Below are 12,575 nucleotides of genomic sequence, written 5' to 3' on the forward strand. Positions count from 1 at the left end.
CAGCCCACCCACCCCCTCCTCCCCTCCACTCCCCTAACCCCCCACCCCCCTCCCCTCACTCATACCTCCGCACCTCCCCCCTCCCCACAGCCGCGGCCACCGCGTCAGCCAGGGGGCCGATGTCCCGGGCGGTGAGGCCCGAGACCGTGATCCGGATGCCTTGCGGGGATCGCATGCGGAAGCGCGCGCCGGGGGCGACGGCCCAGCCGGAGTGCACGAGGAGGGCGACTGCGCCGGTCTCGTCCGGGACGGGTACCCAGACGTTCATTCCGCTGCGGCCGCGCGAGGGGACTCCGCGTTCTTCCAGGGCGTGTATGAGGGCGTCGCGCCGTTCGCCGTATGCGCCGGCGACGGTCTTGGGGTCGATCGCGGCCGTTCTCCAGAGGTGTGCGACCGCGTGCTGGATCAGATGGCTGACCCAGCCGGGGCCGAGGCGTTGGCGGCCGCGGACCCGGTCGATGGTGACGGTGTCGCCGGTGAGTGCCGCGAGGCGCAGGTCGGGTCCGTAGGCCTTGGCCGTGGAGCGGACGAGTACCCAGTGGTCGGTGACGCCGGAGAGCGGGTGCAGTGGGAGGTCGACTATGCCGTGGCCGTGGTCGTCCTCGATGAGGAGCACTTGGGGGTGCCGGGCCAGGAGGGTACGGAGTTCGGCGGCTCGGGGTCCGCTGATGGCGGCTCCGGTGGGGTTCTGTGCGCGGTCGGTGACGACGACCGCGCGGGCTCCGGCCGCGAGTGCTGCCGCCATGCGCTCGGGGATCGGGCCGTCGTCGTCCACGCCGACGGGTACGGGGCGGAGGCCGAGGGCGGGGATGAGGTCCAGCAGGCTGCCCCAGCCGGGGTCCTCGACCGCGACGGCGTCTCCGGGGCGCAGGTGTGCCGCGAGGACGCGCTCTATGGCGTCGAGTGATCCGCTGGCGACGGCGATGGGGCCTTCCGGCACGCCGTCGCGGGTGAAGGCCGCCCGGGCGAGTGCTTCGAGGTCGTCGTCGACGGCGGGCATGCCGTAGAGGACGGGGCGGCGGGTGTTGCGTGCGGCGGCTTCGGCCAGGGCCTCTTCCAGGGAGGGGAGCAGGGCCGGGTCGGGGTTGCCGTCCGCGACGTTCCGTACGCCGGGCGGTGCCACCGTTCTCAGTGCTTCGCGTGAGGTGCTGGCGGGCCGGGGGCGGACGCGACTGCCGCGCCGGCCGGCCGTTTCGATCACTCCGCGGTCGCGGAGCGTGCGGTATGCGGCTGCGACCGTATTGGGATTCACCTCCAGATAGACAGCCAACTCCCGTAGCGGGGGCAGGACTTCGCCTGGTTGGAGTTCGCCGGCACCGATGGCTCGCTCCACACTCGCGGCAATGTCCGATGCGCGCCGCCCTTCGATCCGATACTCTCCTAGCACAAAATTGATTATGTACTAGTGCAATGGAGATCGCAATGGCTGAGGGTACGTCCTTTCCCGCGACGGAACGCACCACCCCCACCCGGTCCCGGGAGCGCGCCCACTATGACGAGGCGACCGTGCACGCGATCCTCGACGAGGGTTACGTCTGCCACCTCGGCTTCGTGCGCGACGGCGCCCCGGTCGTCCTGCCGACGCTCTACGGCCGGGTCGGCAACCGCCTCTACGTGCACGGTTCGACCGGTTCGCGCCCGCTGCGGATGGCCGGCGGGCAGAGCGCGGACCCGGGTCTGGCGGTCTGCGTCACGGTGACCCACGTCGACGGCCTGGTCCTCGCCAGGTCCGCCTTCCACCACTCCATCAACTACCGCAGCGTCGTGGTCCACGGCACCGCCCACCAGGTCACCGACGAGGAGGAGAAGACGGCCGCCCTGGACGCCCTCGTCGACCACGTCCTGCCCGGCCGCGCCGCGGACTCCCGGCCCGCCAACTCCAAGGAGTTGGCCGCCACAGCCGTGCTCCGCCTCGATCTGCGCGAGGTCTCCGCGAAGATCCGCACCGGCGGTCCCAACGACGAGCCCGAGGACCTCGCCCTCCCGCACTGGAGCGGCGTGCTGCCCGTCTCTCCCGTGTACGGAGCTCCGCTGCCGGCCGACGACCTGGCCCCCGGCATCGCGGCGCCTGCCTACCTCTCCGCCCGCTGAGGAGCGCCGATGCTCATCCACCCGTGGGACGCCCCCACCGACGACGCCGAATGGCAGGAGTGGCTGGCCGCCCACGACTTCGGGCAGCTCGCCGTCAACGGCTCCCCCGGTGACCCTCCGTGGGTGCAGCCGCTGCACTTCGCGTACGACCCCGCGCGCCGCGAGGCCGTCACACATCTCGCCCGCCCCAATCCCCTGTGGTCCGCGCTGGAGGACCGGCCGGCGGTCCTGCTGAGCGTGGTCGACGACTACACCTTCATCCCCGGCCCGTGGCAGGCGGACGAGGGCCAGCCGCCCGAGCACGGTGTCCCCACCAGTTTCTACGCCGCGGTGCAGCTCGTCTGTACGGCGCATGTGGTGGACGATCCGGAGGCCAAGGCCGAGTTGCTGCAGCGCCAGACGACGCACTTCCAGCCGGCCGGCGGCTCGGCCCCGATCGTGGCCGGTGCGGCCCCGTACGGGCGCCAACTGTCCGGTATCCGTGGGCTGCGCCTCGAAGTGCACGACGTACGGGCCAAGTTCAAGTACGGCGGGAAGCGGGCCGAGACGGTCCAGCACCATATTTCGGAGCGGCTCGCGGAGCGGGGCGGCCCTGGTGACGCCGCGGCGCGCCGGCATCAGCAGCGCCGGCTGGCGGCCGGCGGCGGTTCCGCGTCGTCGACCAGCGGGCGGCGCTAGGCGGCTCGGCCGGCGCCCGGTGAGCGGGGCACCGGATGGACGGGGTTCGGTTCCTCCGGTGCGTTGCGCCGCTCGCGGCCGCGGGTCGGCGGCTCGCCCGGGGCCCGCGGGTCAGCGGCTCGTTGCCGCCGACGCCCGGTGTTCCGCCACCGCCTGCTCGACCTCCTCCGTCACCAGGTCGAGGTTGAGGGCGAAGGCGGCGGCCGCCCCCATCCCGGCGGCCGTCACCACCTGTGCCCGCGGATCGGCCACGTTCCCCGCGGCCCACACTCCGGGCACGCTGGTCCGGCCCGAGGGGTCGGTGCTCACCCAGCCGTCCTCGTTCCGGGCGCACCCCAGTGCGGTGAGCAGCGCGTCGTGCGGCACCATCCGCGGGGCGACGAAGACCGCGGTGCGCGGCACCACGCGTCCGTCGGCCAGTTCGACGCCGCGCAGCCGGTCGTCCTCGGTCGCCAGTCCGGTGACGGTGCCTTCGGCGATCCGCACGCCGCGTGCCGTCAGCCGCTCCCGTTCGTCGTCGGTCGGGTCCAGGGTGTGGGGGAAGAAGATGACATCGGGCGACCACTGCCGCAGCAGGAGGGCGTGGTGGACCGAGCCCGGGTGGCTGCCGAGCACGCCGAGTCGCTGGTCTCGGACCTCGTAGCCGTGGCAGTAGGGGCAGTGCAGGAGGTCTCGGCCCCATCGCTGTCGTAGGCCGGGGATGTCGGGGAGTTCGTCGTGCAGGCCGGTTGCCACCACGACGCGGCGGGCGTGGAGCTCGGGGCCGCTCGCGAGGCGCACGCCGAGAGTGGGCGTGATCTCGGCCACCTGGTCGGTGCGGAGTTCGGCTCCGTAGGTGGCCAGTTCGGCGCGGCCGGCCTCCAGGAGGGCTGCCGGTGGCATCCCGTCCCGGGAGAGGAAGCCGTGCATCCGGTCGGCCGGTGCGTTGCGGGGCGCTCCGCCGTCGATCACCGCCACGCGTCGGCGGGCGCGGGCCAGGACCAGGGCCGCGTTCAGTCCGGCGGCGCCGGCTCCGACGACCACGACGTCCCATTCCGCGTCGCGGGCCGGGGTGCCGGTGTGGTGCGCGGGGGCTCCGTGCGCACGGTTCTCGGCCCCGCCGTGGGGGCCGTTGTTCGTTTCGCTCATCGCGATCACCTCCGTCCGCAGGCTGCGTGATCCGTCGCGTTCTCAGCAATCTTTGTTGCCGGATCCGGGAACGGCGGGTGCAATGGCGGGTGTGGAACACTCAGCCGCCATTTCCCATGCCCTCGCCGAGGTCGGTCCGCGTCTGAAGCGGCTGCGGACCGAGCGGGGGGTCACGTTGTCCGCGCTCGCCGAGGTCACCGGGATCTCCAAGAGCACCCTGTCCCGTCTGGAGTCCGGGCAGCGCCGTCCGAGTCTGGAGTTGCTGCTCCCGATCGCGCAGGCCCATCAGGTCCCGCTGGACGAGTTGGTCGGGGCCCCTGAGGTCGGCGATCCGCGGGTCCGGTTGAAGCCGCGGTACCTGCACGGCGCCACGGTGCTGCCGCTGACCCGTCATCCGGGTCCGTTGCAGACCTTCAAGATGGTGATTCCGGCGACCCGGAGCACGCCTGACGTCTGTACGCACGAGGGGTACGAGTGGCTGTATGTGCTCGCCGGGCGGTTGCGGCTGGTGCTGGCCGACCGTGATCTGGTCATGGGGGCGGGCGAGGCGGCCGAGTTCGACACGCGGTTGCCGCACTGGTTCGGGAGTACGGGTGACGGCCCGGTGGAGGTGCTCAGTCTCTTCGGTCGGCAGGGTGAGCGCATGCATGTGCGGGCCAGGCCCCGGTCGCGTGCCGCCGACTCCGACGACGCCGACGACGTCGACGAGGGCTGAGCGCTGAGCGCGGAATCCGCGCCCTGGCACGCCCGGTACACCTGTGGCCCCTGCTGCCCCGTTACGCCTGCGGTGGGTGCGCGTCGCGGGGTGGGGCCTGGAGGAAGCGCTGGAGGATGAGGCGCAGGACGGGGAGTTGTTCGGCGGGCCGGAACCCCGGTTCGGTGGCCGCGCTGGTGTAGAGCGAGCCGATCAGGGCCAGCACCCACGACGCGGCGTCGTGCGGATCGAGTGCGGGGTCGATCTGGCCGGCGGCCGCGGCCCTGGTGAGCAGGGTCGTGACGGCGGTGCGTTCCCGGGCGCTGGCCCCGCCGAGCAGGGCGTCGAGTTCCGGGTCGCGGTGGGCCTGTACGACGGCCTCCATGACCAGTGGTGGGGCCACGGGGTCCATCGCGTCGGCGGTGAGGAGGTCGACGACGTCCAGGAGGGCTCCCCAGGGGTCGTCGCTCGCCTGCGCACGGGCGAGTCGCTCGGCCCTGCTCTCCCCTTCTTCCCCGCCGTCGTCCTCGAAGATGGCGTGGAAGATGGCGCGCTTGTTGGGGAAGTAGTGGAAGAGGTTGCCGGAGCTCATACCGGCCGCCTTGCAGATCTCCGCCGTGGTGGTGCGCTCGAAGCCCTTGGCGGCGAAGAGTTGGGCCGCGGTGTGCAGGATGTGCCGGCGCCGGGCCCGGTGCTTCGCCGGGTCGATCTTCCTCATGCCGCTGCCGCCCTGCTTTCCGTGGCTGTGCGTCCGGTTGCTGCGCCCGGCGGTCCGCTGCCGGGGCCGGTGACGTCGCCGGAGTCGTGTCGATCCGGTCCGTTCGCGCAATAATAGACCGCGTACTCGGTTTATTATTGCGGACCACGCACGGTCCGCATTCCACCTGGGGGAGCCGCCACATGGACATCGAGAAGCCGCAGCCCACCGCGGGCCCCGACGGGCCTTCGGAGCCCCGACGGTTAGCCCCTCCCACGGTCCTCGCCGACTCGCCCGCGGTCGTGGCCGGCGTCTGTGTGCTGTTCGCGGCGGTCGGCGCCGGCCTCGGCTGGCTGGTGCGGCTGCTCGCGAAGTGGCTGGTGACGCTGGAGCACGCGCCCTGGCAGGGCCCGGCCAGGCTGTTGACCTCGATCCCGGAGCCCTGGCTGACGATCGGTGTGCTGGTCGTGGGTGCGGCGCTGGGGTTGGCGGTGGCGCTCTTCTGGCAGCACGAGGAGCTCGCCGTCGACGTCGCCGACGACGAGGTGGTCCTCACCCGGCGGGCGAAGTCCCGGGCGTTGCCGCGCGAGGCGGTCCATCTGGCGTTCCGGGACGGCAAGGAGCTGGTCCTGCTCGGCGCGGACACCGCCGAACTCGCGCGGGAGGAGTGCAGTCTGAAGGTCCAGCGCCTGGCCGAGGCGTTCCGCGCGCACGGTTACGCCTGGGCGGACGGCGATCCGCACGAGGACGAGTTCCGGCGCTGGGTCCCCGACACCCCGGGGCTCCCGGTCGGCGCGAACGCCCTGTTCACCGCGCGCCAGCGGGCCCTCGGCAAGTCGGCGACGGCCGAGGACGCCCGCGAGCTCAGGGACGACCTGGCCCGGCTGGGCGTCGTCGTCCGGGACAAGGACAAGCGGCAGTTCTGGCGGCTGGTCCCGTAGGACCAGCCGCCGCGCGGCTACCCGAGTCGGCGACCGCGGCCGCGCGCCTCCGTCACCGCAAGTGCCGCGACGGCCGTGAGCAGGACCGCGGTGCCGGCCGCCGTCGACGTGGTGAGGCGTTCACCGAGGAACAGCACCGCGATGGCCGCCGCCGAGACCGGCTCGATCAGGGAGACGACGGATGCGGTCGCGGCCCGTACGGCGGCCAGTCCGGCGAAGTAGAGGCCGTAGGCGAGGGCGGTGGGGATGGCGGCGATGTACACGAGGAGGAGCAGGCTGCGGCCCAGGTCGTGGAGGTGCGGCCAGAGGCCCTCGGCCGCGGCGAGCGGCAGCAGGCACAGTGCCCCGACCGCGAACGCGCTGATGGTCGAGGCGTAGGGGTCGCTGCCGCCGCCCCGGCCGAAGCGGCGGGTGGCGAGGGTCATCACGGCGCAGGCCGCGGCGGAGAGCAGGGCGTAGCCGACGCCGGCCGGGCGGACCGTGGTGGCGCCTTCGCCGCCGAGGACGAGGATGAGCAGACCGCTCAGCGCTCCGCCGACGGCCAGGACACCGCTGGCGCCGAGCCGTTCGCCCATGGTGAGGCGTGCCCCGATGGCGATGAGGACGGGGCCGGCTCCCATGGTGATGACGGTGCCGACGGCCAGGCCGGTGGCTTCGACGGAGGCGAAGTAGGCGGCCTGGAAGACGGCGAGGGCGATTCCGGTGACCGCGACCCGCGTGGCGCGGCGACGCGGCGTCTCGGTCGGGAGCGGGCCGGTCCCGGTGGCGCTGCCGGTGCGGTGCCGCCGCGCGGCGCGTACGGCGAGCAGGAGCAGCAGGCCGCCGAAGGTGCGCCAGAACGTGAGGGCGACGGGGCCGAGTCCGCTGCCCTGGTAGAGGAGGGCGGCGGCCGCGCCGGCGGTGCCCCAGGCGGTGGCGGCGAGGGAGACGTAGGCGAGTCCCCGGCCCACGGGCAGGGCGGGGTGGGGTGTGCTGTGCATGGGAGGTGTGCTCCGGGAGATCCAGGACGGCGCGGTGCGCCGCACAGTGGTCACGTGGTCCCGTGTGCGGGCAGCGCCGACCGGCTCGGGGCTCCGCCCGGGCCGGGATTTCCTCGGAGGTCGCCGCCCGCTTTACGCGGCGGGAGGGGGCAGCACAGTCGAATGCATGATCGTCAGCCTATGCCGTGGGCGAGCCGGTCGACAAGGAGTTATGTCGACGGTGCCGTGCAGCGGTCGTTCGGGGTCTCGTCGGCGTCCGCGGCAGGCGCTTTGCCGCCGGTCGCGGTGACGGTGCCGGTCTCCCCCGGTTCGGTCCGCGGTTTGGCCGACTGGGCGATGAACGCGCCGATCAGGACGATGGCGCCGCCGGCGATCTGGGGTGCGGAGAGGTGTTCGCCGAGCAGGACCCAGGCGAGCACGGTGGCGATCACCGCCTCCAGGCAGGCGACGACTCCGGCGACCTGCGGGGAGAGCCGGCGGATCGACACCACGCCGGTGAGGTAGGCGGTCACCGTGGCGACCAGCACGATCCAGGCGAGGAGCAGCAGGGCGGGGACGTGGATGCCGTTCAGGTCCGCGGTGCCGCCCAGTACCGACCAGTTCATGGTCCAGGGGCGGGCGATGAGGGTGAGGATGACCGCGCCGAACAGCAGGCCGTAGGCGATGACCCCCAGGGGGTCGGGTGCCGCGTCGCCCGTGCCGTCGCCGCCGTGGTCGGAGAGGACGAAGTAGCCGACCTGGCAGCAGGCCGCGCCGAGCGCGAGGGCCAGGCCGATGGCGTCGAAGGTGAGGCCGCTCCACACCTCGACGACGCAGGCCAGTCCGCCGACGGCCAGCACCACGCCGACGGCGGCGGCGCGGGTGACGGGGCGTTTCTGGACGAAGCGCACCCAGCCCAGGACGAGGGCGGGCGCGAGGTATTCGATGAGGAGCGCGACGCCGACGGGGATGCGGGAGATCGCGGCGAAGTAGCAGGCCTGGACACCGGCGACGGCCAGCAGTCCGAATCCGGCGAGCAGGGCGGGCCGGCGGCGGGGCAGGTCCCGGTGGCGCCAGGCGACGGGGAGCATGACCAGTGCGGCGCCGGTGACGCGCAGCCAGGTGACGTGCAGCGGTTCGAGGCCGGCGGCTATCAGGGGTTTGGCGGCGACGCCGGAACCGCCGAAGGCGAGCGCGGAGAGCAGGGCGAGGCCGAGTCCGGCGCCGCGTCCGGCGCGCCGGGCGGCGGACGGGCCGGGGGTGGCCGGCTGCTGGGTCCCCGTGGACCCGGAGATTCCCTGGGCCGGGCCGGTCGTGCGACCTGCCGGGCTCCCCGATGAGGCGTGCATCGGGTCATCATGACAGCCGCGGTCAGCAGCGTCATCCCCGGAGACTCCTGTCTCACCAGGCGATACGCGGCCGGGGCGGGGGTGTGCGCGGTGTCCTGGTCAGTCCGGTCCGGGGCGCTGTTCGCCGTCGAGGCGGGCGGCGAGGCGGGCGGTGTCGACGGAGGCGCGGCGCAGGACTTCGACGGCTCGGGATTCGGGGTCGTCGACCAGTGCGGCGAGCAGGTCGAGGCAGTCGGCGCGGGTGGCGTAGCGGGCGTGGGCGCGGTCGAGGGCGCCGTCCATGGCGGCGGCCGCGGCGGGCGACCAGCCGGGGACGCCGCCTTCGGCGACCATGGGGACCGCGCCGGAGTCCTCGACGGTGCCGTGCCATTGGAGTCCGTAGCCGATGCTGCGTTGGACGAGGTAGCCGAGCAGCCGGGCGATCTGGTGGCCGCCGTCGAAGACCTCGCGGACCGCGGGGTCCCACTCCAGCAGTCCGTGGAGGAGATGCGCGGTGTCGACCTGGCGGTCGCCGTCACGGGTGGCCCGTCTGCGGGCAGCGGAAACCACCGACGCCAACTCCACGGTGAGCTGCCTGTCGAGGTCTTCCTGGGCGGAGCGTTCCCCGCCGCTGTACGCAGTACGGTTTTGCACAGCCCCCACCCCACCAGTCCTCCGAGGCCGAAGCATCCCCGGCGGGAAGCATTTGCGCATCCCACTCTGGTTGGGGAAGCCCACACACGATCTCATCCTTACGGAGGATATGCGGAGGGATCATGAAGGTCGGGCATCTCCCCGCAAACAGGCGCACACCCGTGCACCCGGCCTCGTACCACCAGGCCACGGACGGCAAAGCGGCGACCGCCGTCCGCACATCGCCCCCCGACGGAACCCGCCCGGGATCCGGCACACGGACCACCCGGGCATCACGCGGACCACCCACCGCCCCGCCCGCCGCACCCCTGCCGCCACCCGGAACTGACGATCCATCAGCAAAGCCGGGCCGTCGGTATTGAACCTTCACCCCCGTGCGGCTACGTTCCGCGCACCAGCCAGGACGCCGTCACCGAAGGGGTGCTCGCATGGCCGATGTCACCGCGCAGACCCGGATCGAGGCACCGACCGAGAAGGTCTGGGGCCGGCTCACCGACTTCGACTCCTACGGGCAGTGGAACGCCACCCACACCGATTTCCCGCACGGCGGCCCGCAGCCCCTCCAGGTGGGCGCGGCCTACGCGGAGAACATGAAGCTGATGGGCTTCCCCGCCGAGGTGAGCTGGACCGTGCAGGAACTGGAGCCGGGCCGGCTGCTCGCCGTCAAGGGCAAGGGCCCGATGGGCGTCAACCTCGGCATGCGCTACCAGCTGACGCCCGACGGCGGGGCCACCACGGTCCGGATCGACGGGTCCTTCACCGGCGCCGCGGTCTCCCTGATGGCGGCCAAGCTGAAGGACTCGGCGGGCAGCGCGCTGGACGAGTCCCTGCGCAAGCTCGCCGACCTGGTGACCTGAGCCGCCGGGGTGGCGGTACCACCCGGCACCGCCACCCCGGCCTACCGCCTCAGCCCTCCTCCTCAGTCCTCTTCGGCGAGGATCAGATACAGCTCCTTGCGGGCCTTGTTGACCACCGCCATGGCCTTCTCCCGCTGCTCGGGGCTGCCGGTGGCCCACACCTGGCGGAACGCCTCGACCAGACCGCCGCCCGCCTTCCGTATCTCGTTCATCGCCTCCCAGTCGACGCCGCGGCCGGCGTCCTCCCAGGGGGCGTCGGAACCGCTGTCGGCTTCGGCGCGGCCGGCGTCGGTCAGCGAGAACAGCTTCTTGCCGCCCTCACTGGCGCTGGTGATCAGCCCCTCGTCCTCCAGCAGTTGGAGGGTGGGGTAGACCGAGCCGGGGCTGGGCTTCCACGCCCCGCCGCTGCGCTCGGCGATCTCCTGGATCATTTCGTACCCGTGCATCGGGCGGTCCGTGAGCAGCGCCAGTATCGAGGCGCGCACATCGCCGCGCCGGGCCCGGCCGCGCGGTCCGCCGCGCCCTCGACCACCCCCGAAGGGCGGTCCTCCGAAAGGCGGGCCGAATCCGCCGAAGGCGGCCCGCCGGCGCTCGAATCCGCCGCCGAACTCCCCGCGGCCGCCGCGGCGCCCGGGGCCGTGCTCGTGCCGGTGCTCAGGTCCGTACTCGTAACCCTGGGAACGCATGGTGCGTCCTCCTCTTTTCATCGTCGGTGCATCACGCATGCACTATCGCCCGCAATCGTTGATCGATCGCGATGCTTCAACGATATATCGGGAGTGTTCGGCAAACAAGAGTCCGTCCGCACTTTCCGGTGCGCTGTCCCGCGACGCCGACCCCGGACCCGCGGTGCCGAATCCCTGCCGAACCGCCCCTGAAGCGCGAGCCCGCAGGTCAGAGGCCCGCGCGGGACGCACATCGGCACCCCGGGGGCCACCGCCACCGGCAGCCGTGCGGCCCGAAGGCGCGGCGGACCGGGCACCGCGGTCGTTGTTACGGTCGCCGGATGGAGAGCTGGGACGAGGACGGCGTACGCGTTCGGATACGGCAGATGGCGGCACGGGACCCGGATCGGGAACGGTTCGGGGCGGACACGCACCGGTACGAGCTGGCGCCCGCGCTCCCGGAGGCGGAGATCACGGCGTTCGAGACGGCCCACGGCATCGATCTGCCGGCGGAGTACCGGTCGTTCGTCGCGCAGGTGGGCAACGGCCCGGCCGGCCCCGGACACGGGTTGATGCCGTTGACCGCCCCCCGCGCGCAGGCCGGCGAGGAGTGGGCGGTGGACGACGAGTGGGAAGAAGACCGGCTGCCGGGGCGGCTCGCCGAACCGTTCCCCCTCACCCAACCCCTGCCCGGCCGCCTCGGCGCACCGGCCGACGAGCTGACCCGGGGCACCCTCATGCTGGCCGAAGAGGGCTGCGGTATGTACGTCCGGCTGGTCCTGAGCGGCCCGCGAGCCGGTGAGGTCTGGCGGATCGACCCGGACTGGGGCGGCTTCGTCCCGTCGAGCCCCGGCTTTCGCACCTGGTACACCGACTGGCTACAGCGCCCGTGAACACGCCTCACACCACCCGCGCCGAGGAGGTGCCCGGAGCCACGCGCACGTGGACGGCGGGCGCCCGCTCCGCGCCGACCCGGGGCATCCGGGTCCAGTTTCCCGGGATTGGCCTTGGCCTGCGGCTCTTTGCCGAACCTACGCTCCGGCCATGAGGATCCGCATCGTAGACGCCTTCAGCGAGCGCCCGTTCGCCGGAAACCCCGCCGGGGTCGTGCTGTTCGACTCCGACGCGTTCCCCGAGGACGCCTGGCTCCAGCGCGTCGCCGCCGAGGTCAATCTCTCCGAGACCGCCTTCGCACACCCGCTGTCCCCGGGCGGCGACGCCGACTGGGCGCTGCGCTGGCTCACCCCGACCACCGAGGTCGACATGTGCGGGCACGCCACCCTGGCCACCGCGCACGTGCTGCACACCACGGGCACGGCCACCGGCACCGTTCGCTTCCGCACCCGCAGCGGCGTGCTGATCACCACCACCGGCGACGGCGGCTCGATCACCATGGACTTCCCGACCGCCCCGCTGACCCCCGCGGACGTGCCCGACGCCGTCACCCGGGCGCTGCACGCCGAGATCCGCTCCGCCCACGACACCGGGCCCAACGTCGGCGACCTGCTGGTCGAGCTGGCCGACGAGAAGGCCGTACGGGACCTGTCACCGGACTTCGCGCTGCTCGCCGGGTACGGCGGCCGGGGCGTGATCGCCACCGCGTGCGCCGAAGACCCCGACGGCGGCTACGACTTCGTCTCCCGCGGCTTCTTCCCCGGGGTCGGCATCGCCGAGGACCCGGTGACCGGCAGCGCGCACACCGCGCTCGCCCCCTTCTGGTCGGCACGCCTGGGACGCGACACCCTGGTCGGCCTCCAGGGCGGCGCCCGGACCGGGTTCGTCCGGACCGAGCTGCGCGGCGACCGCACCCTGCTGACCGGCTCGGCGGTGACCGTCATCGACGGCGAACTGCTCGCCGCCCCCTGACGCCGCCCCGGCACGGC

Annotated in this window: 14 protein-coding genes; 7 read left to right on the forward strand and 7 right to left on the reverse strand. The window is 73.0% G+C overall.

Translation table 11 applies throughout. The annotated features are described in order from the left end of the window. Positions 1 to 55: 55 nt before the first annotated feature. Complete coding sequence (locus CG747_RS34410; RefSeq protein ID WP_100605799.1) at positions 56 to 1,387, reverse strand: aminotransferase class I/II-fold pyridoxal phosphate-dependent enzyme; 1,332 nt, start codon at positions 1,385 to 1,387, stop codon at positions 56 to 58. Positions 1,388 to 1,422: 35 nt separating this feature from the next. On the opposite strand from CG747_RS34410, the gene CG747_RS34415 reads away from it, so the two are divergent. Beyond that, positions 1,423 to 2,091 (forward strand): pyridoxamine 5'-phosphate oxidase family protein, encoded by a 669-nt coding sequence (locus CG747_RS34415; RefSeq protein ID WP_100605800.1) that lies wholly within the window; start codon positions 1,423 to 1,425, stop codon positions 2,089 to 2,091. A gap of 9 nt (positions 2,092 to 2,100) precedes the next feature. Next, positions 2,101 to 2,769 (forward strand): FMN-binding negative transcriptional regulator, encoded by a 669-nt coding sequence (locus CG747_RS34420; protein WP_100605801.1) that lies wholly within the window; start codon positions 2,101 to 2,103, stop codon positions 2,767 to 2,769. Positions 2,770 to 2,880: 111 nt separating this feature from the next. On the opposite strand, the gene CG747_RS34425 is transcribed toward CG747_RS34420, so the two are convergent. Further along, positions 2,881 to 3,897: an NAD(P)/FAD-dependent oxidoreductase gene (locus tag CG747_RS34425; protein ID WP_100605802.1), complete on the reverse strand. Its 1,017-nt coding sequence runs from the start codon at positions 3,895 to 3,897 to the stop codon at positions 2,881 to 2,883. 82 nt (positions 3,898 to 3,979) lie between these two features. Between CG747_RS34425 and CG747_RS34430 the strand changes: the two genes are divergently transcribed. Then, positions 3,980 to 4,612, forward strand: coding sequence for a helix-turn-helix domain-containing protein (locus CG747_RS34430; protein WP_257980929.1), 633 nt, complete (start codon positions 3,980 to 3,982; stop codon positions 4,610 to 4,612). 61 nt (positions 4,613 to 4,673) lie between these two features. Here the strand turns inward: CG747_RS34430 and CG747_RS34435 are convergent, their stop codons facing one another. Continuing rightward, on the reverse strand, positions 4,674 to 5,309 hold the full coding sequence (locus tag CG747_RS34435; RefSeq protein WP_100605803.1) for a TetR/AcrR family transcriptional regulator: 636 nt from the start codon (positions 5,307 to 5,309) through the stop codon (positions 4,674 to 4,676). 182 nt (positions 5,310 to 5,491) lie between these two features. Between CG747_RS34435 and CG747_RS34440 the strand changes: the two genes are divergently transcribed. Beyond that, positions 5,492 to 6,229, forward strand: coding sequence for a hypothetical protein (locus tag CG747_RS34440; protein WP_100605804.1), 738 nt, complete (start codon positions 5,492 to 5,494; stop codon positions 6,227 to 6,229). Positions 6,230 to 6,246: 17 nt separating this feature from the next. Here CG747_RS34440 and CG747_RS34445 read toward each other — a convergent pair whose 3' ends face one another. From CG747_RS34445 to CG747_RS34455, 3 genes are all read right to left on the reverse strand, one after another. Then, positions 6,247 to 7,209, reverse strand: a complete 963-nt coding sequence (locus tag CG747_RS34445; RefSeq protein ID WP_100605805.1) for a DMT family transporter — start codon at positions 7,207 to 7,209, stop codon at positions 6,247 to 6,249. 209 nt (positions 7,210 to 7,418) lie between these two features. Beyond that, positions 7,419 to 8,537, reverse strand: coding sequence for a DMT family transporter (locus tag CG747_RS34450; RefSeq protein WP_100605806.1), 1,119 nt, complete (start codon positions 8,535 to 8,537; stop codon positions 7,419 to 7,421). A gap of 99 nt (positions 8,538 to 8,636) precedes the next feature. Next, positions 8,637 to 9,170, reverse strand: a complete 534-nt coding sequence (locus CG747_RS34455; RefSeq protein ID WP_100605807.1) for a Clp protease N-terminal domain-containing protein — start codon at positions 9,168 to 9,170, stop codon at positions 8,637 to 8,639. A 428-nt stretch (positions 9,171 to 9,598) separates the two neighbouring features. On the opposite strand from CG747_RS34455, the gene CG747_RS34460 reads away from it, so the two are divergent. After that, a complete protein-coding gene (locus CG747_RS34460; RefSeq protein WP_100605808.1) occupies positions 9,599 to 10,027 on the forward strand; it encodes an SRPBCC family protein in 429 nt (142 codons plus the stop codon). 62 nt (positions 10,028 to 10,089) lie between these two features. Here CG747_RS34460 and CG747_RS34465 read toward each other — a convergent pair whose 3' ends face one another. Then, positions 10,090 to 10,713 carry a PadR family transcriptional regulator gene (locus CG747_RS34465; protein WP_100605809.1) on the reverse strand — a complete coding sequence of 208 codons (624 nt, stop codon included), beginning with the start codon at positions 10,711 to 10,713 and terminating at the stop codon, positions 10,090 to 10,092. A 320-nt stretch (positions 10,714 to 11,033) separates the two neighbouring features. Between CG747_RS34465 and CG747_RS34470 the strand changes: the two genes are divergently transcribed. Both CG747_RS34470 and CG747_RS34475 read left to right on the forward strand, forming a co-directional pair. Continuing rightward, positions 11,034 to 11,585: an SMI1/KNR4 family protein gene (locus tag CG747_RS34470; RefSeq protein WP_100605810.1), complete on the forward strand. Its 552-nt coding sequence runs from the start codon at positions 11,034 to 11,036 to the stop codon at positions 11,583 to 11,585. A 151-nt stretch (positions 11,586 to 11,736) separates the two neighbouring features. Further along, positions 11,737 to 12,558 (forward strand): PhzF family phenazine biosynthesis protein, encoded by an 822-nt coding sequence (locus CG747_RS34475; RefSeq protein WP_100605811.1) that lies wholly within the window; start codon positions 11,737 to 11,739, stop codon positions 12,556 to 12,558. Positions 12,559 to 12,575: the final 17 nt, after the last annotated feature.

Source organism: Streptomyces sp. CB02959, assembly GCF_002803155.1.
In the GTDB taxonomy this organism is placed as follows: Bacteria; Actinomycetota; Actinomycetes; order Streptomycetales; family Streptomycetaceae; genus Streptomyces.